Raw genomic sequence first — 21,213 nt, forward strand, 5'->3', positions numbered from 1 at the left:
ATGTCGACCGCCGCCGTCGTTCGAGCGCGCTTTCCGCGAGCGGTTGCCGGCGTCAATCACTATGGCGGCAGCGCTGTCCGGAGCATCAACCGGGCGGGGCAACTCACCAGATTCTCGCTCAGCAGCGCGTGGTCGACCGGCTGGGCGATCCGCCGATACCGCAGGGAGACACTGCGACTGATCGCCCAGATCGGCATGGGCACCGGCGCGATGGCCGTAGTCGGTGGAACCGCCGCGATTGTCGGTTTCGTGACGCTGTCCGGCGGCTCCCTGATCGCCATCCAGGGATTCGCCTCGTTAGGCAACATCGGGGTTGAGGCGTTCACCGGCTTCTTCGCCGCGTTGGCCAACGTCCGGGTAGTCACCGCGGTGGTGACGGGCGTTGCGCTGGCAGCGACGGTCGGCGCCGGTGCGACAGCCGAACTCGGGGCGATGCGGATCAGCGAGGAGATCGACGCACTCGAGGTGATGGGCATCAAATCGGTGGCTTTCCTGGTGTCGACGCGCTTGATGGCCGGTCTGGTGGTGGTCGTCCCGCTCTACGCCATGGCGCTGGTGATGTCGTTCCTGTCCGGGCAGGTCGTCACCACGCTGTTCTACGGACAGTCGGCGGGCACCTACGAGCACTACTTTCGGACGTTCCTGCGCACCGAGGACGTGTTCTGGTCCGGCGGCGAGGTCATCGTGATGGCGGTGATCGTGATGATCACCCACTGCTACTACGGCTACACCGCCAGCGGCGGACCGGTCGGAGTCGGCGAAGCGGTCGGCCGGTCGATGCGCTTCTCCCTGGTGTCCACGGTGATCGTCGTCCTGTTGACGTCGCTGGCGCTCTACGGTGTCGACCCGAACTTCAACCTGACGGTCTAGCCGGTGACGACGCCGAAGGAACGCACGACCCGGACGTGGCCGGACACCGCCGCGGGCCTTGGCCTGATTCTCGCCTGCGCGGTGGTTCTTGCGTTGATATACGGCCAGTTTCGCGGTGCCTTCACCCCCAAGACCACGCTGACGATGCTGGCCGCTCGGGCAGGCCTGGTGATGGATCGCGGTTCGAAAGTCACCTACAACGGGGTCAGCATCGGCCGAGTCGCCGGGATCACCGAGGTCGACCATCACGGCACACCGGCGGCGCGTTTCACCCTCGACGTCGACCCGCGGTATGTCGACTTGATTCCCAGCAACGTGATCGCCAAAATCCAGGCGACCACGGTATTCGGCAACAAATACGTGTCGCTGACGTCGCCGAAAAATGCTTCGCCACAGTCGATTACACCGGCAGCCGTGATCGACGCCACGTCGGTCACGACCGAATTCAACACTGTATTCCAAACGCTGGTGGAACTGGCCGACAACGTCGACCCGGTCAAGGTGAACCTCACCCTCAGTGCGGCCGCGCAGGCGCTGACCGGGTTGGGCGACAAGTTCGGCCAGTCGATTCTCAACGGCAACCGGATCCTGGACCGCGTCAACCCGCGAATGCCGACGATCCGCCACGACATTCACCAACTCGCGGCGCTCAGCGAGGTCTACGCCAACGCGGCCCCCGATCTGTTCGATGCGATCGACAACGCCGTCACCATCGCGCACACCCTCAACCGCCACCAGGCCCAACTGGACGCGGCCCTACTGGCCGCGCTCGGGTTCGCCAACACCGGCAACGACATCTTCACCCGTGCGAAGCCGTTTCTGCAGCGCCTGCTCGCCGACCTGAAGCCGACGGCACACCTGCTCGACACGTACAGCCCGCAAGCCTTCTGCACCATCCGTAACTTCGCCGATGTCGCCCCCAAAGTTGCCCAGCTGGAGAGCGGCAACCACTACGCGGCCCAACTCGGTGTCGCGATCACCGGCGCGGAAAACCCGTACGTCTACCCGGACAACTTGCCGAGGATCAACGGCCGGGGCGGACCATACGGCAAACCGGGCTGCTGGCAGCCGATTACGCGCGAGCTGTGGCCGGCGCCGTATCTGGTGATGGACTCCGGTAACAGCATCGCCCCGTACAACCACTTCGAGTTGGGGCAGCCGCTGGCCAACGAATACGTGTGGGGCCGCCAGTACGGGGAGTACACGATCAATCCATGAGAATCACCGGAACCGTGACCCGGCTTGCCGCCGTCGTGTCTGTCCAATTGTTCTTCACCGCAGTGATTGTCATCGTTTTCGGCCAGATCAGATTCGACCGCACCAACACGTATTTCGCGGAATTCAGCAACGCCAGCGGATTGCGGGCGGGACAGTTCGTCCGCGCATCGGGCGTGGAAGTCGGCAAGGTCAAGAAAGTGGACCTCGTCGACGGAGACAAGCGGATCCAGGTGCAGTTCGCGGTCGACCGCTCGGTGCGGTTGTACCAATCGACGACCGCACAGATCCGCTACCAGGATCTGATCGGCAACCGCTACCTCGAGATCAGCCGAGGCAATGGCCAGAACGCCGAAACCACCTTGCCGCCAGGTGGATTCATTCCCTTGTCACGCACCCGGCCGGCCCTGGACCTGGACGCGCTCATCGGTGGCTTCAAGCCGCTGTTCCGCGCGCTGGACCCCCAGAAGGTGAACTCGATTGCCTCCTCGATCATCACCGTCTTCCAGGGCGAAGGCGGGACCATCAGCGACATCCTCGACCAAACCGCGCAGCTCACCGACCGGCTGGCCGAGAGTGACCAGACCATCGGCGAGGTCGTCCACAACCTGAATGTCGTGCTGGACACCACCGAACGTCATCACGACCAACTCGACTCCACCATCGATAAATTCGAAGGGCTGATCACCGGGCTGAAGGACCGAGCCGGCCCCCTTGCCGACGGATCCGCACACATCAGCAACGCGGCCGGGACGATCGCAGACCTACTGGCCGACAACCGGGCCCTGGTGCGTAACGCGGTCACCCACCTGGAGACCCTGGCCGGTCCGCTCAACGATCAAGGCGACCGGGTCGGCGATCTGGTCGGCAAGGTGCCCGCCGCGTTCAACATCATCGGCCGCGCGAGTGGTATCTACGGCGACTTCTTCAACTTCTACCTGTGCGACCTCTCGCTGAAAGTCAACGGCCTTCAGCCGGGCGGGCCGGTTCGGTCGGTCAAACTCCTCACCCAGCCATCGGGTAGGTGCACCCTGCAATGAGAACGTTGCAACCGCCCAACCGGGTACGAGTCGGAGCCCTGGCTATCGCCGTCGTGGCGCTCGTCGTCGGTGTGGGACAGAGTTTCAGCAGCCTACCCGTGCTCTTCGCGACCGCAAGCTACTACGCGCAGTTCACCGACTCCGCCGGCATGAGCAAGGGCGACAAGGTGCGCATCGTCGGCCTCGATGTCGGCACCGTGCAGGACATGTCGATCGACGGCGACCACATCCTGGTGAAGTTCACCACCGGCACTCACACCATCGGCACGGAGAGCCGGGTGTCCATCCGCACCGACACGCTGCTCGGGAAAAAGGTACTCGAGGTCGAACCGCGGGGGACAAAAATACTGCGTCCCAACGGCGTGCTGCCGCTCGGGCAAAGCACCACCCCGTATCAGGTGTACGACGCCTTCTTCGACGTCACCAAGGCCGCCGCCGGGTGGAACATCGACACCGTCAAGGAATCGCTGACGGTGTTGTCGCGCACCATCAACCAGACCTATCCACACCTGAGCGCCGCGCTCGACGGGGTGGCCAAGTTCTCCGACATCATCGGCAAACGCGACGACGATCTCAAACACCTGCTGGCCGAGGCGCGCAAGGTGGCCGGTGTTCTCGGTGACCGCAGCAAGCAGATCAACGCGCTGCTCCGCAATACCCAGACCCTGCTCGCGGCGTTCAACGAACGCGGCCGGGCAATCGCGGCGCTACTGAGGAACGTGTCCGCATTCTCCAACCAGGTGACGGGCCTCATCAACGACAACCCGAACCTGCATCATCTGCTCGAGCAGCTGCGCGGGGTCACCGACGTTCTGACCCAGCACAAGAACGACCTTGCCTCCGTTCTGAATACGCTGCGCAGCTACACCGCGGCGCTCAGCGAAGCGGTGGGTTCCGGGCCCTACTTCAAAGTGATGATCGGGAACCTGCTGCCGTACCAGATCCTGCAGCCCTGGGTCGATGCGGCGTTCAAGAAGCGCGGCATCGATCCCGAAAGCTTCTGGCGCAGCGCGGGATTACCGGCTTTCCGATATCCCGATCCCAATGGCACCCGATTCGCCAACGGTGCGCCGCCCCCGGCGCCACGAGTGCTCGAAGGAACTCCGGATCATCCCGGTCCGGCCGTCGCGCCCGGCTCGCCATGCTCCTACGCGCCGCCGCCCGAGATGTCACCGCGCCCCGGCAACCCGATGCCCTGCGCCGGTGTCGACCAGACTCAGGGCCCATTCGGTCCGAACGGGCCGTATCCGGCCCTGCCCGATGTGCTTTCGTCACCGCCCAATCCGCACGGACCGCCACCGTCACCCGGCGTGCCCGACGCCGGCGTCCCTGGTCAGCCGGCACCCAACGCGCCCGGAACACCGGTGCCATTGCCGGCGAACCCTCCGCCCGGCGCGCGACGAGAGAGCCTGATTGCCCCTGGGGCGCCAGCGCTCCCGCCGCCGGTCCCGCCCGCACCACCGCCACCACCGGGGCCAGGGCCGCAATTGCCGGCTCCGTTCCTCACACCTGGCGGGGACGGGGGATAGCGGGTAGATGAGCACCATCTTCGATATCCGCAAGCCGCGGTTGCCGTACCTGTCGAAGGCCGCGGTGATTCTCGGCTCACTTGGCTTGGCGTTGAGTATCGTTGCGGGACTGGCGGGTTGGCAGCTCTATCAGAAACTGACCAACAACACGGTCGTGGCGTACTTCCCTGCCGTCAACGCCCTCTACACCGGGGACAAGGTTCAGATCATGGGAATCCAAGTCGGAGCGATCGACAAGATCGAGCCCACCGGCGACCGGATGAAGGTGACATTCCACTACCGCAACACCTACAAGGTTCCCGCCAACGCGTCGGCGGTAGTACTCAACCCGACACTGGTGGCGTCGCGCAGCATTCAGCTGGAGCCACCCTACAAAGGCGGGCCGGTGTTAGCTGACGGCGCGGTGATCCCCATCGAGCGCACCCAGGTGCCGGTCGAGTGGGATGAGCTGCGCAACAGCGTGACTCACATCATCGACAAATTCGGGCCGAGCAAAGACCAACCCGCGGGACCTTTCGGAGAGGTCATCGAAGCGTTCGCCAACGGGCTCGAAGGCAAGGGTCAACAGATCAACACCACGCTCAACAGCCTGTCCAATGCGCTGAGCACCCTCGACGACGGTCGCGGCGATTTCTTCGCGGTATTGAAGAGCCTGGCGATGTTCGTCAATGCCCTGCACCAAGACGATCAACAGTTCGTCGCGCTAAACAAGGACCTCGAACAACTTTCCGACAGCCTCGTCAGCTCGGATCAGTCCGCGGCCAACGCCATTCGCGACACCGACAGCCTGCTGTCCACCGCCCAGAAATTCCTCGCCGAGAACCGCGACGCCCTGACTCACGATGTGAACAACCTGGGCGAGCTGACCACGACGATCATGCAACCGGAGCCGCGCGACGGCTTGGAGACCGCGCTGCACATCCTGCCCAACATGGCGGCAAACGTGCTGGGCATCTACGAACCCGCGCATGGCAGTCTCAGCGGCGTCGCGGCGTTCACCAACTTCGCGAACCCAATGGAGTTCATTTGCAGCGTAATTCAGGCCGGCAGTCGACTCGGGTATCAAGACTCGGCGGAACTCTGCGCGCAGTACCTGGCGCCGATCTTGGATGCGATCAAGTTCAACTATTTCCCGTACGGCATCAACTTGTTCAGTACCGCCGACACGCTACCCAAGAACGTCGCCTACTCCGAGCCGCGACTGCAGCCACCACCCGGCTATAAAGACACCACCGTCCCGGGCATCTTCTCGCCGGATACCCAATGGTCACATCGTAATTCGGAGCCTGGCTGGGTCGTCGCGCCCGGCATGCAGGGGATTCAGGTCCAGCCGGCCACCCGGAACCTGCTGACCGCGGCATCGCTCGCGGAATTGATGGGCGGACCCGACGTTGCGCCACCGCCTGCCGGACACACCATGACCGGTCCGCCCAATGCCTACGACGAGAACAATCCGCTGCCACCGCCGTGGTATCCGCAACCGCTGCCATCACCGGGGCCGCCCCCACCGACATCCGGTCCGCCGCTCGGCGCCGCGGAATTCGGTGCGCCGGAGCCGCACCGATGAGGGCGGCGCGGCCGATCGGCCGAAGGCTATCGCAGGTACTGGCCACCGTGACCGCCGTCGTGGTGTTGAGCTCGTGCGCAAGCTGGCGGGGCATCGCCAATGTGCCGTTGCCCGGTGGTCCCGGCAGCGGGCAAGGCTCGTACCAGATCTTCGTCCAGATGCCGAACACCATGGCGCTCAACGGAAACAGCCGAGTCCTGGTGGCCGACGTCTTCGTCGGCACGGTGCGATCCATCGACCTGAAGAACTGGATCGCCACGCTGACCGTCGACCTGGACAAGGGTGTCCGCCTCCCGAAGAACGCGACCGCGAAGATCGGCCAGACCAGCCTGCTCGGTTCACAGCACGTGGAGTTGGCCGCGCCACCCAACCCGTCCCCGCAACTACTCAACGCCGGCGACACCATTGGGCTCAACAGCGCCTCGACCTATCCGTCGACCGAGCAGACCCTGGCCAGTTTGGCCATGGTGCTGCGCGGCGGAGGAGTGCCCAACCTCGAGGTTATCCAGAACGAGGTGTACAACATCCTCGCCGGTCGGGCTCAACAGATCCGCGACTTCTTGGGCAAGCTCGACACCTTCGCCCGCGAGGTGAATAGCCAGCGCGAAGACATCCACCAGGCGATCGAGTCCACCGGTCGCTTGCTGGGCCACGCGGCGAGACGGGCAGGCACGCTCGACCGCGCGCTGACTGAATTTCCGCCACTGGTCGAGCATTTCGACAGGCAACGCAATCTATTCGCGGACACCGTCGAAGCGGTGGGCCGGATCAGCAACGTCACCGACCAGACGTTCACCACCTCGCGGGGCGACCTGCACCAAGATCTGCAAGACCTGCAGCGTCCGCTCAAACAGCTCGGACGCGCCGCACCGTATCTGGTCGATGCCCTGACACTCCTGCTGTCACCGCCATTCTCCATCGACAGCGTGCCGAAAATCGTTCGCGGCGACTACATCAACGTCTCGGGTGCACTGGACCTCACGCTGAGCACCGTCGACAACGCGATCTTCACCGGGACCGGATTCTCCGGAGCGCTGCGCGCCCTCGAACAATCCTGGGGTCGCGATCTCTCGACGATGGTTCCCGATATTCGATTCACACCCAACCCGGCCGACGCGCCGGTGGAGCGGGGCGAGTGATGCTGACCCGCTTCATCCGCACTCAGCTGATCGTGTTCGCCGCGTTGACCCTGACCGCGCTCGTCGCGCTCGGCTGGTTCTACTTGCGCATCCCGAGCCAACTCGGGGTCGGCCAATATCGTTTGATCGCCGAGTTGCCGGCGTCGGGCGGCCTTTACCGCACGTCGAACGTCACCTACCGGGGTATCCAGATCGGCAAGGTCACCAAGGTAGAGCCGACGAAACACGGTGTCCGGGCGACCCTCAGCATCGACGACCGCTACAAGATTCCTATCGACGCATCGGCAAACGTGCACTCGGTGTCGGCGATCGGTGAGCAATACGTCGACCTGGTCTCCACCGGCGACCCCGGCCAATTCTTCTCGCCCGGCCAGACGATCACCAAAGGCACTGTGCCCAGCGAGATAGGTCCCGCGCTCGACGCCGCCAACCGGGCGCTGTCAGTGCTGCCCAAACACAAGATCGCATCGCTGCTCGACGAAACGTCGCTCGCCGTCGGCGGATTGGGTCCCGCGCTGCAACGGCTCGTCGACTCGACCCAGTCCATCGTCGGCGACTTCGAAGCCAACCTGTCCGATGTCGACGACATCATCGACAACGCGGCATCGATCTTGGACAGCCAGGTGGATTCGGGTGACTCCATCGCGCAGTGGTCGCGGAACCTCAAAGACCTCACCGCGCAGATCGCGAAAAACGATCCGCACCTACAGAACCTCCTGACCAACGGAGGCCCGACCGCCGAGCAAGTCGACAGGGTGTTCGGCGATGTCCGCGAATCCCTGCCGCAGACCGTCGCCAATCTCGAAGTCGTCGCGGACATGCTGAAGCGATACAACGCCGGACTCGAGCAGTTACTGGTGTTTTTGCCCGAGATCGGCTCGGTCGCACAGACGTTGATCGCGTCGGCACCGGGCGCGGTGCTGTTGACCCTGAATCTCTCGCTGAACAATCCTCCACCGTGTCTGACCGGTTTCCTGCCCGCCTCCGAATGGCGCTCACCCGCGGACACCAGCGTCGCGCCGCTGCCGACCGGCACCTATTGCAAGATCCCGCAAGACACTCAGGCCAACGACGTGCGTGGCGCACGCAACTATCCCTGCGTCGACGTGCCGGGCAAGCGCAGGGCGACGCCGCGGGAATGTCGGGACGACAAGCCGTACGTTCCACTGGGCACCAACCCTTGGTACGGCGACCCGAACCAGATCCGGAATTGCCCGGCGCCGGGCGCGCGCTGCGATCAGCCGGTCGACCCCGGCAGGGTGATACCGGCGCCGTCGGTGAACAATGGCATGAACCCGGTGCCGGCCGACCGGCTGCCGCCGCCCGCGCCTCCGGTGACCGATCCGCTGCAGCGGCCGGGCTCGGGCTCGGTCCGCTGTAACGGGCAGCAACCCAATCCGTGCACCTACACACCGGCCGGTCCCAGCGCGATCTACTTGCCGTCGAGCGGCGAAGTGGTGGGTCCGGACGGCGCCAAGTACCTACTGGAGGACTCCCGCCACACCGGTGACAACGGCTGGAAGGACATGCTCGCCCCGGCGGGCTGAAGCGGCTCGGGAATCTTGTGCGACCGGCAGTGTTGAAAAAGCTATTCGTACGTGAGGAGACCTCGTCATGACCAATCGTCCCGTTTTGGAGCCCACCGCCGAGCATCCGATCACCATCGGCCCGACCGGTAAACGGGTCGTCGTCCGCGTCAACGGCGAGATCGTCGCCGACACCAACGACGCTCTGCAACTCCAGGAAGCGGCTTATCCTGCCGTGCAATACATTCCGATTGCGGATGTCAAGCAGGAGACGCTTACGCGGACCGACACGAGCACCTATTGCCCGTTCAAGGGCGAGGCCGGATATTACAGCGTGACGACCGGCGGCCGGACCGTCGACGACGCGATCTGGTTCTACGAAAAGCCTTATCCGGCCGTGGCTGCCATCGCCGGGCACGTGGCGTTCTACCCCGACAAGGCGGCGATAGCGGTCGGCTAGGCGGTAGCAAGTCCGAAGACGTGCGCGGTGAGCCGGGTGTCGCTGTATTCGCGTAGCGAGGTGATCAGGCCATCGCGCGTTTCGACGATGAAGACGGCCGGGCTGTTGTAGTGGACGCCGTCACGTGTCTCGCCGTCGGCTTCGGCCTCGATGACCACGCTTTCGCCGTCGTTGAAGCACTGCAGAAAGTCCAAGTTCAATTCGAGGTGCTGCTTACGTCGTTCGACCTCGGTACGAAACTGCGCCTTGTCGACCGAGTGGCGGGTCGCGATGTTCCAGTAGGTGAAGTCGTCGCTGAGCAGGTCGAAGCATTCGTCGACATCGGCGTCCTCCGACAGGCACTGAAGGAACATCCACGCCAATTCCGCAGACGGATCGTCGAACGGCGTAGTCATCCCGCCATCCTGACGCGAGAGCCAGTCGGCGGTCAATGACGTCGCCGATCCCCACGCCCGTCGCGGGCCGGCCCTATGATCGATTCGGTCGAGCAGCGGTGGGAGCACATGGACGGTAGCGCTCGCACGGTGACATTCCCCGGTGCGGTCAGCCCTCGAAGCACCTTGTTTCCGCTTCGACGCGGGCCCGGAGACCCGTGCTTCCGCGTCGACGTCGACGGCGCCATCTGGCGAACCAGCTTGTTACCTAGCGGATCCGTCACCGCGCGGATCAGCCGCGCCGCCGTCGACGCGGTCGACGCCACGGCGTGGGGACCCGGCGCCGACGAGTTTCTCGACGGGCTCCCAGCCCTCCTCGGTGCCCATGACGACCTGTCTGGGTTCGAGCCGATCGACCCGATCGTCGTCGAGGCGCATCGGCGCGTGCCCCATTTGCGGCTGGGCCGCACCGGTCGGGTGCTGGAGGCGTTGATTCCCGCCGTGCTCGAGCAGCGCGTGCCAGGTAAAGATGCGTTCCGGGCTTGGCGCCTGCTGGTGACCAAATACGGAACCCCGGCCCCGGGACCAGCCCCGGCGCGGATGCGGGTCCCGCCGCCGGCCGAGGTCTGGCGGCGTATCCCGTCGTGGGAGTTCCATCGCGCCAACGTCGATCCGGGTCGGGCACGCACCATCGTCGGGTGCGCCCAGCGGGCTTCGTCGCTGGAGCGGTTGACGTCCTGGCCGACCGAGAAGGCCCGGGAGGCGCTGATGTCGCTGCCGGGAGTGGGGATCTGGACAGCGGCCGAGACGGCGCAGCGAGCGTTCGGTGATCCCGACGCGCTGTCGGTGGGCGATTACCACGTCCCCAAGATGATTGGCTGGACCTTCTTGGGGCGCCCGGGCAACGATGAGGAGATGGTCGAACTCCTCGAGCCCATGCGACCGCACCGCCACCGGGTGGTGCGTCTGCTGGAAGCCAGCGGACTGGCGTACGAGCCGCGGCGAGGCGCACGGCTGCCGTTACAGGACATCCGGGGGCTGTGACGCAACCCTGGGTTACGGCCCGCAGCCATCGGGTATGCGCCGCCCATGACTCAATTCACTGTTCCCGGACTGACTGACCAGCAAGGCGCCAAGCTAGCTGACCTGCTGCAAAAGCAACTGAGCACATACAACGACGTCCACCTGACACTCAAGCACGTCCACTGGAATGTCGTCGGCCCCAACTTCATTGGGGTGCACGAGATGATCGACCCGCAAGTCGAACTGGTCCGTGGCTACGCCGACGAAGTGGCCGAGCGAATCGCCACCCTCGGCGGATCGCCGCAGGGCACACCCGGCGCCATTCTGAAAGACCGCACCTGGGACGACTATTCGCTCGGCCGGGACACGGTGCAGGCACACCTCGCAGCTCTCGACCTGGTCTACAACGGCGTCATCGAGGACACCCGCAAGGGCATCCGCGAAACCGAAGAACTCGACCCGGTCACCCAGGACATCCTCATTGCGCACGCCGCCGAGTTGGAGAAGTTCCAGTGGTTCGTGCGAGCGCATCTCGAGAACGCCGGCGGCAGCTTGGCTCACGAGGGCAACTCGACCGAGAAGGGTGCGGCCGACACCGCACGCTGAGTCGGGGGTGATCGCGGGCAGGAATAATCGGACCGCGGTCCGGTTATAGCGGGTATCCGATTCAAGGAGGCCCGAGATGCCCGCGATCACCGCAGACACCCTGACCTTGCCGCGGGTAGCCGCGGCAGGGCCGACCGACACCGAACGGCCAGTCCGTTCGATCACCACCGGCCCGCGCGGCTTCGAGGGAGAAGGCTTCCCCGTGGTCCGCGCGTTCGCCGGGGTGAGCAGCGCCGCACTCGACCCGTTCATCCATATGGACCAGATGGGCGAAGTTGAGTACCAACCCGGCGAGCCACGAGGCACCGACTGGCATCCCCATCGCGGATTCGAGACGGTCACCTACATTATCGACGGCCGCTTTGCCCACCAGGACTCGCACGGCGGCGGAGGTTTGATCGCCGACGGCGCCACGCAATGGATGACCGCCGGCGCGGGCATCCTGCACATCGAGACCCCACCGGCGGAACTGGTCGAGAGCGGCGGGCTGTTCCACGGCATTCAGCTGTGGGTCAACCTGCCGAAGGCAGACAAATTCGCTACTCCCCGCTACCAGGCCATCGAGGGCAACGACGTCGCGCTGCTGTCGTCCGACGACGGCGGCGCATTGATCCGCATCATCGCCGGCGAACTCGACGGCCACCGCGGTCCCGGCGTCACGCATACGCCAATCACCATGGCGCATGCGACGATTCAACCGGGTGCTCGGCTGAACATGCCATGGAACCGTGACTACAACGCGTTGGTGTACGTGTTGGCCGGTCGCGGCTCGGTCGGGCCGGTATCCCATCCGATCCAACAGGGTCAGCTGGTGGTCCTGGGCCCCGGTGACCGGATCACCGTCGATGCCGCACCGTCGCAGGATTCACGGATCCCGGCGATGGAGGTCTTGATCCTGGGTGGGCAGCCGATCCGCGAGCCGGTGTTCCACTACGGCCCGTTCGTAATGAACACGAAGGCCGAAGTGGTCCAGGCGCTGGAGGACTTCCAGGCCGGCAAATTCGGCAGCGTCCCGCCCGACGGCTTGATGCCGCACCGACCCGCCAGCTAACACTTCGGTCAATTTTATAGCGGCGTTAGGTGTGATCTATGGCACAATTACGGAGTGGTTCAGCCAGCGAGTCGCGGACCGGGTCGCCCACCCGCGGCAAAGGCGGCCGAAACACGTAAACGCATCTTGCGTGCTGCTCGAGAAGTCTTCAGCGAACGCGGATACGACGCCGCTACCTTCCAGGCGATCGCAATACGCGCCGACCTGACCCGCCCCGCTATCAACCACTACTTCGCAAATAAACGGGTGCTGTACTGGCAGGTGCTGGAGGAGACCAACAACGCCATGGTCGTCGCCAGCGCTCAGCGGGCGCGGAACGAGACCACGCTGACCGCCCGGGTATCGGCCTTCATCCAGGGTGCCGCCGAGGCAGAACTCGAAAACCATGCCGCGTCGGCGTTCTTGATCGCGGCGACGCTGGAGTCGCAGCGCCACCCTGAACTGGGCCGGCCGGGTAGCGACTCGGTGAACACCACTCGGGCATTTCTGCTGTGGGCGATCAACGACGGCATCCACAGCGGCGAGCTCTCCCCCGACACCAATGCCTCGGCGCTCACCGAAATGTTGCTCGCCGTGCTCTTGGGAGTGGGCTTCTACGCCGGATTTGTCGGTAGCCGCGACGAATTCGACGTCATCACCGACCAGTTGCACGTGTTGCTGGCCCGCAGCTTGGCCCAGCCCTCGATGGAGTGATGTAGCGCACACGAGCACATAGATTGCCTAAGTTATTGGGTAATATGACTCTGCTATGTCTGATGTATCCGACGTGACTTCCGTTCGTTCCGAAGGCGATAGCTGGGACATCACCGAAAGCGTTGGTGCCACCGCCCTGAGCGTGGCCGCAGCCCGCGCCGTCGAAACCGCTTCCGAAAGCCCGCTGATTCGCGACCAGTTCGCCTACCTGTTGGTGTCCACGGCGGGGCAACCGTGGGAGCGTTTGGCCAGTTCGTTGGACTGGATCGGCGACGACGAGCACGGGCGACGGGCCCACCGTCTGGCCGTCGACTATCAGGCCGTGCGCACGCACTTCTTCGACTCGTACTTCGCCGACGCCGTCGCCGGCGGTATCCGGCAGGCGGTCATTCTCGCCGCCGGGCTCGATTCCCGGGCGTTCCGGCTGGACTGGCCGGCCGGTACCACGGTCTACGAGATCGACCAGCCGCAAGTGGTCGCGTACAAAACCAAGACGTTGGAGGCGGCTGGCGCGGCGCCCACCGCACAGCGGCGGACCGTTCAGGTCGACCTGCGTGACGACTGGGCGGCGGCCCTGACCGCGGCCGGCTTCGACGCCGGCCAGCCGACTGCCTGGCTGGCGGAGGGGCTGCTGCCCTACCTGCCGGCCGAAGCCCAGGACCGGCTGTTCGAGATCCTGACTGGATTGAGCGCCCCGGGCAGCCGCGTCGCGGTCGAGGCGTTCAGCCTCGGCGCGGCCGACGCCGAAGCCCGTCGCGTCGCGCGCCGGGCCCGGTTCGACCGGATGCGTCAGCGGCTCGGCCTGGACATCAACGTCGAAACCTTGACTTACCAGGAAGGCGGCCGCGCCGACGCCGCGGACTGGCTGACCGAGCACGGCTGGCACGTCGAGGCCATTAGCAACGCCGATGAGATGGCGCGGCTGGGCCGCGAAATCCCGGCCGACCTGACCCACGAGGCCTTAACCACCACCCTGCTTCGCGCCGAACTCGGTGGCGAGCACAACGACAACGATGAGGAGCTGCGATGAGCGCCCTGCGTACTCAAGACGACACCTGGGACATCACCGAAAGCGTCGGAAGCACCGCGGTGATGGTCGCCGCCGCCCGGGCCGCTGAAACCGACAAGCCGGACCCGCTGATCCGCGATCCGTTCGCGAGGATCCTGGTCAGCGAGGCGGGCACCGGCGTCTGGGAAAAGATGCTGGACAGCTCGCTGGTGGACAAGGTGGCCGAGATCGACGCCGAGGCCGCGGCGATCTTCGAGCACATGCGCGGTTACCAGGCGGTGCGCACCCACTTCTTCGACGCCTACTTCACCGCGGCCGCAGCCGCGGGCATCCGGCAGGTGGTGATCCTGGCCTCCGGTCTCGACTCGCGGGCGTACCGTCTGAATTGGCCGACCGGCACCACGGTCTACGAGATTGATCAGCCCAAGGTGCTGGAATACAAGTCGGCGACGTTGGCTGCGCACGACGCCACGCCGTCGGCCGACCGCCACGAGGTGGCCGTCGACCTTCGTCAGGACTGGCCGGCGGCCTTGATCGCCGAAGGCTTCGACCCGAAGGCGCCCACCGCGTGGCTGGCCGAGGGGCTGCTGATGTACCTGCCCGCCGATGCCCAGGACCGGCTGTTCACTCAGATCACCGAGCTGAGCGCCACCGGCAGCCGAGTCGCCGCCGAGACCGCGGCTAACCACGCCGACGAGCGCCGTCAGGAAATGCGAGAGCGCCTTGACCGGGTGGCGGAGCAGCTCGGCATCGAGCGGAACGTCGACATTCAGGACCTGATGTATCGCGACGACGCGCGCGCGGACGTGGCCACCTGGCTCAACGAGCACGGCTGGCGGGCGACCGCGCAAAGCTGCGACGACGAGATGCGGCGGCTGAACCGCTGGGTCGAAGGCGTGCCGTTGGCAGACGACAAGCAAGCGTTCTCGCAGTTCGTGACCGCCGAACGCGTCTAGGGGCCGCCCGGGCGACGATGCAGAGCCCGCAGGGCGATGAGGAGGAGCCGGGCAGTCGGGCCCGCCCGGACGACGATGCAGAGCCCGTAGGGCGATGAGGTAGGGGTACCTCGCCGCCGCGTAACGGCGAGGGGCGAGCGCAGCAATCGGGCCCAGTCAGGGGACCCTGTTGCCCAACCCAGCGGTTGATTAGGATTGTGATCCTGCCGGTCGAGGAAGGGAATCCCGATGACCACCGAGATCACTGCTCCAGTTGCGCCTACGACGCCATCATCCGGTCCGGACATTGCCCAGACCGTCGCGCGGTTGCGTCAGACGTTCGCAACCGGGCGCACGCGAAGTGTGGAGTGGCGCAAACTTCAATTGCGCGCGCTCGAGCGACTGATGACGGAAAACGAGGACAAGGTCGCCGCGGCGCTGGAAAAAGACCTGGGCCGTTCACCGTTCGAGGCGTGGCTGGCCGACGTCGCCAGCACCGCCGGTGAGGCCGCCTACGCCGCGAAGAACGTCGGCAAGTGGGCCAAGCGCAAGCACCGGCTGTTGGAGATGTCGCAGCTGCCCGGTCGCGGCTTCGTCGAGTACGAGCCGTACGGCACGGTGCTGATCATCGGCGCCTGGAACTTCCCGTTCGCGTTGACCCTTGGCCCGGCCGCCGGTGCGATCGCCGCCGGAAACACAGTGGTGCTCAAGCCTTCTGAAGTGGCCCCGGCGTCGTCGGCGTTGATGGCCGAGCTGGTGCCGCGCTACCTGGACAACGACGCGATCGCGGTCATTGAGGGTGACGGTCCGGTCAGTCAGGAATTGATCGCGCAGGGCTTCGATCACTTGATCTTCACCGGCGGCACCGAGATCGGCCGCAAGGTCTACGAGGGCGCTGCCAAGCATCTGACGCCGGTGACCCTCGAATTGGGCGGCAAGAGCCCGGTGATCGTGTCGAAGGACGCCGACATCAAGGTCGCAGCGAAGCGGATCGCCTGGACCAAGCTGATCAACTCCGGCCAGATCTGCATCGCCCCGGACTACGTGCTGGCCGAGGCGCCGATCCGCGACCAGTTGGTCGACGAGATCCGCAAGGCGGTCACTACCTTCGAATCCCAAAACGCAAGTGGCGGAAAGCGAATCGTCAACGAGCGGCACTTCAACCGGCTCACCACCGCGCTCGCCGCGACGCAGGGCAAGGTCGCGATCGGTGGTGGTTCGGATCCGTCGAAGCTGAACATCCAGCCGACCGTCGTCGTGGATCCCGCGACCGACGAGCCGCTGATGACCGACGAGATCTTCGGTCCGATCCTGCCGGTGCTGACCGTCCAAAACCTCGACGAGGCAATCACCTTCGTGAACTCGCGGCCCAAGCCACTGGCCGCCTACCTGTTCACCAAGGCCAAAGCCGTTCGCGAACGGGTGATCAAAGAAGTACCGGCCGGCGGCATGGTGATCAACCACCTGCTGTTCCACTTCGCCACCCACAAGCTGCCGTTCGGTGGCGTTGGGCCGTCGGGTCTGGGTGCCTACCATGGCAAGTTCGGATTCGAAGAGTTCAGTCACCGCAAGTCGGTGCTGACCAAACCGACCCGCCCGGACATCGCCAGCTTCATCTACCCGCCGTACACCGAGAAGGCGTGGAAGCTGGCCCGGCGGCTATTCTAGCTTCGCCTAATTCCCTTGCAGGTCAACGAAGATCGAGAGATAGGAAGTTCATGCCCGGAGTGCAGGATCGCGTTGTCGTCGTCACCGGAGCCGGTGGTGGGTTGGGGCGCGAGTACGCGCTGACCCTTGCCAAGGAAGGCGCCAGCGTCGTCGTCAACGACCTCGGTGGTGCGCGCGACGGGACCGGCGCCGGACACAACATGGCCGACGAGGTCGTCAAAGAGATCAAGGACGCCGGCGGACGCGCGGTCGCCAACTACGACAGCGTGGCCGAGCCCGAAGGCGCCGAGAACATCGTCAAGACCGCGCTCGACGAGTTCGGGAAAATCGACGGCGTGGTGAGCAACGCCGGCATCCTGCGCGACGGCACCTTCCACAAAATGTCGTTCGAGAACTGGGATTCCGTGCTCAAGGTGCACCTCTACGGCGGGTACAACGTCATCCGCGCCGCCTGGCCGCACTTCCGCGAGCAGAGCTTCGGCCGTGTTCTGGTCGCTACCTCGACGAGCGGACTATTCGGCAACTTTGGTCAAGCCAACTACGGCGCCGCGAAGCTCGGCCTGGTCGGGTTGATCAACACGCTGGCCCAGGAAGGCGCCAAGTACAACATCAAGGCCAACGCGCTGGCACCGATCGCCGCCACCCGGATGACCGAGGACATCCTGCCGCCCGAGGTGCTGAAGAACCTGACGCCGGAGTACGTGGCGCCGGTGGTGGCTTACCTGGTCACCGAAGAGGTGCCGGACAGCGGCTCGATCTTCATCGTCGGCGGCGGCAAGGTGCAACGCACCGCGCTGTTCCAGAATGAGGGCGTCACATTCAAAGAGCCACCGTCGGTCGACGACATCGCCTCGCATTGGGGCGAAATCGACGACCTGTCCGGCGCCAAGGCGGCGAACTTCTCGATCCGCTGATCGCGGCCGCATGAAAGCCTGTGTAGTACAGGAGCTTTCAGGCCCAGACGGTCTCGAGTACACCGATGTCCAGGACGTTACCGGCAACGAGCACGTCCTGGTCATCAACGTGCGCGCCGCCGGGGTCTGCTTTCCCGACCTGCTGATGAGCCGGGGCGAATACCAGCTCAAGCTGCCACCGCCGTTCATCCCCGGTATGGAGGCCTCCGGCATGGTCGAGTGGGCGCCGGAGGACTCCGAATTCAGGGTCGGCGAACGGGTTTCGGCATTCGGGATTCTCGGTGGATGGGCAGAGCAGGTGGTGGCTCCGCCGGCCAATGTGACCCGTAGTCCCGCCGAACTGGACGACGCAGAAGCGGTCTCACTGCTAGTGAACTACAACACCATGTATTTCGCGCTGACCCGCCGGGCGGCAATGCGCCCAGGTGAGAGCGTGCTGGTGTTGGGCTCGGCAGGCGGCGTGGGCACCGCGGCCATCCAGGTGGCGCGGGCGACGGGGGCCGGCACGGTGATCGCGGTCGTGCACCGCACCGGCGCAATGGATTTCGTCGAGTCACTGGGTGCCGACGTAGTGCTGCCGTTGACCGACGGCTGGGCTCAGGAAGTACGTGCGCACACGGGTGGGCGCGGGGTCGACATCGTTGTCGACCCGATCGGCGGACAGGCTTTCGACGATGCGGTGCGAGTGTTGGCCGTCGACGGGAGACTCCTGGTGATCGGCTTCGCGGCCGGCTCGATTCCCACCGTGAAGGTCAACCGGTTGCTGCTGCGCAATGCCGGCGTGCTCGGTGTCGCCTGGGGCGAGTATCTGCGCCAGGTGCCCGGTTCGGCGTCGCTGTTCTCCTTCGGCCTCAACCAGTTGGTCGCAGCCGGATTGAAGCCGCCTCCACCGCAACGGTATTCGCTGTCGCAGGGCCGTGACGCGTTGCAGTCGCTGGCCGACGGCGCAGTGTTCGGCAAAGTCGTACTAGAGCCCTAACCAACAGGAAAGGCGCCGTACCGCGCTAGCGGTGACGGCGCCTTTCCTGTCCAACCCGTTAGAAGAGACCCGAGAACGCGTCCTGAATCTGCGACACCGCTTGGGTGACGACCTCGAGTTCGAAACCGCCGGCCAGCGTGAGCAGCGCCGTGTCGGCGGCGATCGGCAAGCCGAACGCGTCGGACAAGTCGCCCGTCGCGATGTTCGCCGAGAACAGCGACAGGTCGTAGGCCGGCATGCTGGTCACCAACGCGTTGATGATGTCGGCCGTTGGCAGAAGCGCGGAGTATGCCGCCGAGGAAGCCGTCGTGATCGCGTTGACGAAATCGGTGAACGACGCCGCCGGGTTGGCGAGGTCCGCCTGGAGCGCCGCCGCGAGTTCGGCGAGGCTCTGCCCCGAAGAAGCCGTCGCCGACGTGTAGGGATCGGTGTCGGTCGCCAGGTTTTGGATGCCTTGCTGAGTCAGGGTGGAGAGCTGGCTGAAGACATCGGACATGCTGACGTCGGGGAACAGGCCGAATGGGGTGTTCACGTCGGCGGGACCGTCCGCCCAACCCTGTGATCCGTCGCCGTAGCCCAGGTTGATCAGGTAGGTCAGATCCGGGCCCAGCAATTCCTGCAGCGGCTTGGGCAGGATCGCCACCAGCGGAGCGGTGATCTGCTCTCCCGCCGCGCTGTCGGTGCCGCCGAGCGTGGTGATCATGTAGTAGTTGGTCATCGTGTCCGCGTCGGAGACGGGCAGTGGCGTCGCGTTCTGGATGTCACCGAGCGACGGGCCGTCGCCGAGCCCACCGGTTCCGTTGCCGCCATTCAGGTATGTGCCGTGCAGCGTCTCGATGCCCAGGAACGCGTTCAGGTCGGACAGCAGGTTGATCGGGTATTTCGGGAAGTCGGCGAACCCGTCGTACTCGATCGTGTAGATCTGGGTGGGGTAGTCGCTGGCTGGGGTCGCGCCGTCGAAGGCCACGCCGAGGCTAGGCAGGTTCAACGGCAACGAATGGGTATTGCCCGCGACATCGGTGAAACCGTCGAAGCGGGAGAGCAATCCACCGTTCGGCGCGGTCTCGTCGGCGACGAGGAGGAAGTTCACCTCGTTGTTGGGGACGCCGTCAGCCTTCAGCAGCTCCATGACATTGCCGGCGATCACGGAACTCTGCGAGTAGCCGAACACCGTCGCGGTGTTGCCGTTGTGGATCTCGGACTCGATGGTGTTGAGCAGAATGGTGTCGCCCTGGCCCACCGAGGTGCTTTGGTCGGGGAAACCGTCGGCGCCGGACGGGTAGTTGAACGGCAGGGTGTGCACGCCGGTCAGCGGGTACAGACCCTCCGGGGTGTACACGCCCTCGCCGAAAGGGTTCTCCGGGGTTGCTTGGTAGAACGTGATGCCTGGGCCGTAGGTCGGGAAGAGGTAGTGCAGCGCTGCGGACTCCACGTAGTCCGAGCCGGGAATCGGTGTGCCGCTGCCGCCGACCACCAAGCCGATATCGTCCGCATGCGCAGAAGTGGGGTTAAACATCGCCGCCAAGCTGAGAAACCCCGCGCCGGCCGTCGCGACCATTCCCAGACCCGTGAAACGAAGCTTGCGACCAGACATTATGCGACCTTTCACGACAGCGACGGCGGAGGTATTCGACGTATGTTCTACTCCTCTTCCGCGCGCTTGTCTGAGAAATCCATAGGTTTTCGTAGGTGAAAATTCAGTTTCACATCCAAGATTCCGGAGTCGCCCCAGATACCTCATGAATCTCAGGTGTCACCGGCGCGGCACGTCCGGTCTAGGAGACGACGCGAATCAGGCGATCAATGAGTCGCGGAGCCGGTGGACGTCGGTGGCTGTGATTCCGGCGCTGCGGAAGTAGTCGTCGAGGGAGCCGAAGCTCTCGTCGATCGTCCGCCTCGCGGCGTCGAGGTATTCGGCGCGGACGCCGAGCACCTCTTCGGAGAGTCTCGCCTCGGTGGTCGAGATCAACTCCGGCGTGACCTCGACGTCGGCCCGCTCTCGAAGTGCGTCGAGGATGCGCTCGCGCAACAACGGCACCGCTTGATTGCTGGTCAGGAAGTCCGCCACGATCGCGTCGCGGTCGACGCCCGCAGCCTCCAGCACCAGTGCGACAGTGAAGCCGGTGCGGTCCTTGCCGGCGAAACAATGCGCCAGCATCGTGCGCCCGTCGCCAAGCAGGGTCACCATGCGGTGCAGCGCCTCGCGGGCTCCGGGATAGGTGGGGAAGCGGCTGTATTCCTCAACCATGTAGCGACTGGCGGCGTCGCTGATCGACTCACCGTCCGGCTTCTCCTCGAACAGCCGCTTGAACGCGTGCTCGTGCGGGGCCACGTCGTCCGGGTTGACGTCGCTGGGCGGCAGATCGGGGATCGGCAGCAGGTGGATGTCGACGCCGTCGGGAACCAGCCCGGGCCCGTGGCGCTGAACTTCGCTGCGGGAACGCAGATCGGCGACATCGGTGATACCCAACCGGCGCAACTCGTCTCGGCCTTCGTCGGCAAGCCCACTGAGTTCACCCGACCGAAACAGCCGACCCGGCCGCAGCACGCCAGTGGTGTCGGCGACGTCGCGAAAATTCCAGGCGCCCTGTAGATTCCGTACGCCGGTCGCCACG

The 21,213-nt window shown here is 65.1% G+C and carries 20 protein-coding genes; 17 read left to right on the forward strand and 3 right to left on the reverse strand.

From position 1 onward, the window contains the following. The 8 genes from MKK62_RS11045 to MKK62_RS11080 all read left to right on the forward strand — a co-directional run bounded on the left by MKK62_RS11045 (position 1) and on the right by MKK62_RS11080 (position 9,346). Entirely contained in the window at positions 1-870 is an 870-nt protein-coding gene (locus MKK62_RS11045; protein WP_240261037.1) for an MlaE family ABC transporter permease, read from the forward strand. 3 nt (positions 871-873) lie between these two features. After that, complete coding sequence (locus MKK62_RS11050) at positions 874-2,088, forward strand: MCE family protein (protein WP_240261036.1); 1,215 nt, start codon at positions 874-876, stop codon at positions 2,086-2,088. Next, the gene (locus MKK62_RS11055) at positions 2,085-3,125 is read left to right on the forward strand and encodes an MCE family protein (protein WP_240261035.1); all 1,041 of its coding nucleotides are present in this window, start codon (positions 2,085-2,087) and stop codon (positions 3,123-3,125) included. Before MKK62_RS11050 ends, MKK62_RS11055 begins: the two co-directional genes overlap by 4 nt. Then, complete coding sequence (locus MKK62_RS11060; RefSeq protein WP_240261034.1) at positions 3,122-4,654, forward strand: MCE family protein; 1,533 nt, start codon at positions 3,122-3,124, stop codon at positions 4,652-4,654. The genes MKK62_RS11055 and MKK62_RS11060 overlap by 4 nt, the downstream gene beginning before the upstream one ends. 7 nt (positions 4,655-4,661) lie before the next feature. Continuing rightward, positions 4,662-6,221: a virulence factor Mce family protein gene (locus MKK62_RS11065; protein WP_240261033.1), complete on the forward strand. Its 1,560-nt coding sequence runs from the start codon at positions 4,662-4,664 to the stop codon at positions 6,219-6,221. Beyond that, on the forward strand, positions 6,218-7,360 hold the full coding sequence (locus MKK62_RS11070) for an MCE family protein (protein ID WP_240261032.1): 1,143 nt from the start codon (positions 6,218-6,220) through the stop codon (positions 7,358-7,360). Before MKK62_RS11065 ends, MKK62_RS11070 begins: the two co-directional genes overlap by 4 nt. Next, a complete protein-coding gene (locus MKK62_RS11075) occupies positions 7,360-8,907 on the forward strand; it encodes an MCE family protein (RefSeq protein WP_240264206.1) in 1,548 nt (515 codons plus the stop codon). Before MKK62_RS11070 ends, MKK62_RS11075 begins: the two co-directional genes overlap by 1 nt. A gap of 67 nt (positions 8,908-8,974) precedes the next feature. After that, positions 8,975-9,346 carry a DUF427 domain-containing protein gene (locus MKK62_RS11080; protein ID WP_240261031.1) on the forward strand — a complete coding sequence of 124 codons (372 nt, stop codon included), beginning with the start codon at positions 8,975-8,977 and terminating at the stop codon, positions 9,344-9,346. Here the strand turns inward: MKK62_RS11080 and MKK62_RS11085 are convergent. Next, a complete protein-coding gene (locus tag MKK62_RS11085; protein ID WP_240261030.1) occupies positions 9,343-9,741 on the reverse strand; it encodes a nuclear transport factor 2 family protein in 399 nt (132 codons plus the stop codon). The genes MKK62_RS11080 and MKK62_RS11085 overlap by 4 nt on opposite strands. A 108-nt stretch (positions 9,742-9,849) precedes the next feature. Between MKK62_RS11085 and MKK62_RS11090 the strand changes: the two genes are divergently transcribed. The 9 genes from MKK62_RS11090 to MKK62_RS11130 all read left to right on the forward strand — a co-directional run bounded on the left by MKK62_RS11090 (position 9,850) and on the right by MKK62_RS11130 (position 18,598). Further along, positions 9,850-10,764, forward strand: coding sequence for a DNA-3-methyladenine glycosylase family protein (locus MKK62_RS11090; RefSeq protein ID WP_240264205.1), 915 nt, complete (start codon positions 9,850-9,852; stop codon positions 10,762-10,764). 45 nt (positions 10,765-10,809) lie between these two features. Continuing rightward, complete coding sequence (locus MKK62_RS11095) at positions 10,810-11,349, forward strand: Dps family protein (RefSeq protein ID WP_240261029.1); 540 nt, start codon at positions 10,810-10,812, stop codon at positions 11,347-11,349. Between the two features lie 76 nt (positions 11,350-11,425). Continuing rightward, positions 11,426-12,400: a pirin family protein gene (locus MKK62_RS11100; RefSeq protein ID WP_240261028.1), complete on the forward strand. Its 975-nt coding sequence runs from the start codon at positions 11,426-11,428 to the stop codon at positions 12,398-12,400. Between the two features lie 54 nt (positions 12,401-12,454). Continuing rightward, complete coding sequence (locus MKK62_RS11105) at positions 12,455-13,093, forward strand: TetR/AcrR family transcriptional regulator (protein WP_240261027.1); 639 nt, start codon at positions 12,455-12,457, stop codon at positions 13,091-13,093. Between the two features lie 55 nt (positions 13,094-13,148). Then, entirely contained in the window at positions 13,149-14,123 is a 975-nt protein-coding gene (locus tag MKK62_RS11110) for a class I SAM-dependent methyltransferase (protein ID WP_240261026.1), read from the forward strand. Continuing rightward, positions 14,120-15,058 carry a class I SAM-dependent methyltransferase gene (locus MKK62_RS11115; protein ID WP_240261025.1) on the forward strand — a complete coding sequence of 313 codons (939 nt, stop codon included), beginning with the start codon at positions 14,120-14,122 and terminating at the stop codon, positions 15,056-15,058. Before MKK62_RS11110 ends, MKK62_RS11115 begins: the two co-directional genes overlap by 4 nt. 228 nt (positions 15,059-15,286) lie before the next feature. Continuing rightward, positions 15,287-16,705: an aldehyde dehydrogenase family protein gene (locus MKK62_RS11120; protein WP_240261024.1), complete on the forward strand. Its 1,419-nt coding sequence runs from the start codon at positions 15,287-15,289 to the stop codon at positions 16,703-16,705. A 50-nt stretch (positions 16,706-16,755) separates the two neighbouring features. Further along, the gene (locus tag MKK62_RS11125) at positions 16,756-17,619 is read left to right on the forward strand and encodes an SDR family oxidoreductase (RefSeq protein WP_240261023.1); all 864 of its coding nucleotides are present in this window, start codon (positions 16,756-16,758) and stop codon (positions 17,617-17,619) included. Between the two features lie 10 nt (positions 17,620-17,629). Then, a complete protein-coding gene (locus MKK62_RS11130) occupies positions 17,630-18,598 on the forward strand; it encodes an NADPH:quinone oxidoreductase family protein (RefSeq protein WP_240261022.1) in 969 nt (322 codons plus the stop codon). 58 nt (positions 18,599-18,656) lie between these two features. Here MKK62_RS11130 and MKK62_RS11135 read toward each other — a convergent pair whose 3' ends face one another. Both MKK62_RS11135 and MKK62_RS11140 read right to left on the reverse strand, forming a co-directional pair. Further along, a complete protein-coding gene (locus MKK62_RS11135) occupies positions 18,657-20,192 on the reverse strand; it encodes a PE-PPE domain-containing protein (protein WP_240261021.1) in 1,536 nt (511 codons plus the stop codon). A 198-nt stretch (positions 20,193-20,390) separates the two neighbouring features. Further along, entirely contained in the window at positions 20,391-21,212 is an 822-nt protein-coding gene (locus tag MKK62_RS11140; protein WP_240261020.1) for a tyrosine-protein phosphatase, read from the reverse strand. Position 21,213 lies beyond the last annotated feature (1 nt).

This window comes from Mycobacterium paraterrae (assembly GCF_022430545.2).
In the GTDB taxonomy this organism is placed as follows: Bacteria; Actinomycetota; Actinomycetes; order Mycobacteriales; family Mycobacteriaceae; genus Mycobacterium; species Mycobacterium paraterrae.

Coding starts and splice junctions, on each gene's coding strand:
- MKK62_RS11045 (WP_240261037.1), top strand. CDS start 1: ATGTCGACCGCCGCCGTCGTTCGAGCGCGCTTTCCGCGAGCGGTTGCC.
- MKK62_RS11070 (WP_240261032.1), top strand. CDS start 6,218: ATGAGGGCGGCGCGGCCGATCGGCCGAAGGCTATCGCAGGTACTGGCC.
- MKK62_RS11125 (WP_240261023.1), top strand. CDS start 16,756: ATGCCCGGAGTGCAGGATCGCGTTGTCGTCGTCACCGGAGCCGGTGGT.
- MKK62_RS11090 (WP_240264205.1), top strand. CDS start 9,850: ATGGACGGTAGCGCTCGCACGGTGACATTCCCCGGTGCGGTCAGCCCT.
- MKK62_RS11120 (WP_240261024.1), top strand. CDS start 15,287: ATGACCACCGAGATCACTGCTCCAGTTGCGCCTACGACGCCATCATCC.
- MKK62_RS11065 (WP_240261033.1), top strand. CDS start 4,662: ATGAGCACCATCTTCGATATCCGCAAGCCGCGGTTGCCGTACCTGTCG.
- MKK62_RS11095 (WP_240261029.1), top strand. CDS start 10,810: ATGACTCAATTCACTGTTCCCGGACTGACTGACCAGCAAGGCGCCAAG.
- MKK62_RS11100 (WP_240261028.1), top strand. CDS start 11,426: ATGCCCGCGATCACCGCAGACACCCTGACCTTGCCGCGGGTAGCCGCG.
- MKK62_RS11055 (WP_240261035.1), top strand. CDS start 2,085: ATGAGAATCACCGGAACCGTGACCCGGCTTGCCGCCGTCGTGTCTGTC.
- MKK62_RS11080 (WP_240261031.1), top strand. CDS start 8,975: ATGACCAATCGTCCCGTTTTGGAGCCCACCGCCGAGCATCCGATCACC.
- MKK62_RS11130 (WP_240261022.1), top strand. CDS start 17,630: ATGAAAGCCTGTGTAGTACAGGAGCTTTCAGGCCCAGACGGTCTCGAG.
- MKK62_RS11075 (WP_240264206.1), top strand. CDS start 7,360: ATGCTGACCCGCTTCATCCGCACTCAGCTGATCGTGTTCGCCGCGTTG.
- MKK62_RS11135 (WP_240261021.1), bottom strand. CDS start 20,192: ATGTCTGGTCGCAAGCTTCGTTTCACGGGTCTGGGAATGGTCGCGACG.
- MKK62_RS11115 (WP_240261025.1), top strand. CDS start 14,120: ATGAGCGCCCTGCGTACTCAAGACGACACCTGGGACATCACCGAAAGC.
- MKK62_RS11060 (WP_240261034.1), top strand. CDS start 3,122: ATGAGAACGTTGCAACCGCCCAACCGGGTACGAGTCGGAGCCCTGGCT.
- MKK62_RS11085 (WP_240261030.1), bottom strand. CDS start 9,741: ATGACTACGCCGTTCGACGATCCGTCTGCGGAATTGGCGTGGATGTTC.
- MKK62_RS11110 (WP_240261026.1), top strand. CDS start 13,149: ATGTCTGATGTATCCGACGTGACTTCCGTTCGTTCCGAAGGCGATAGC.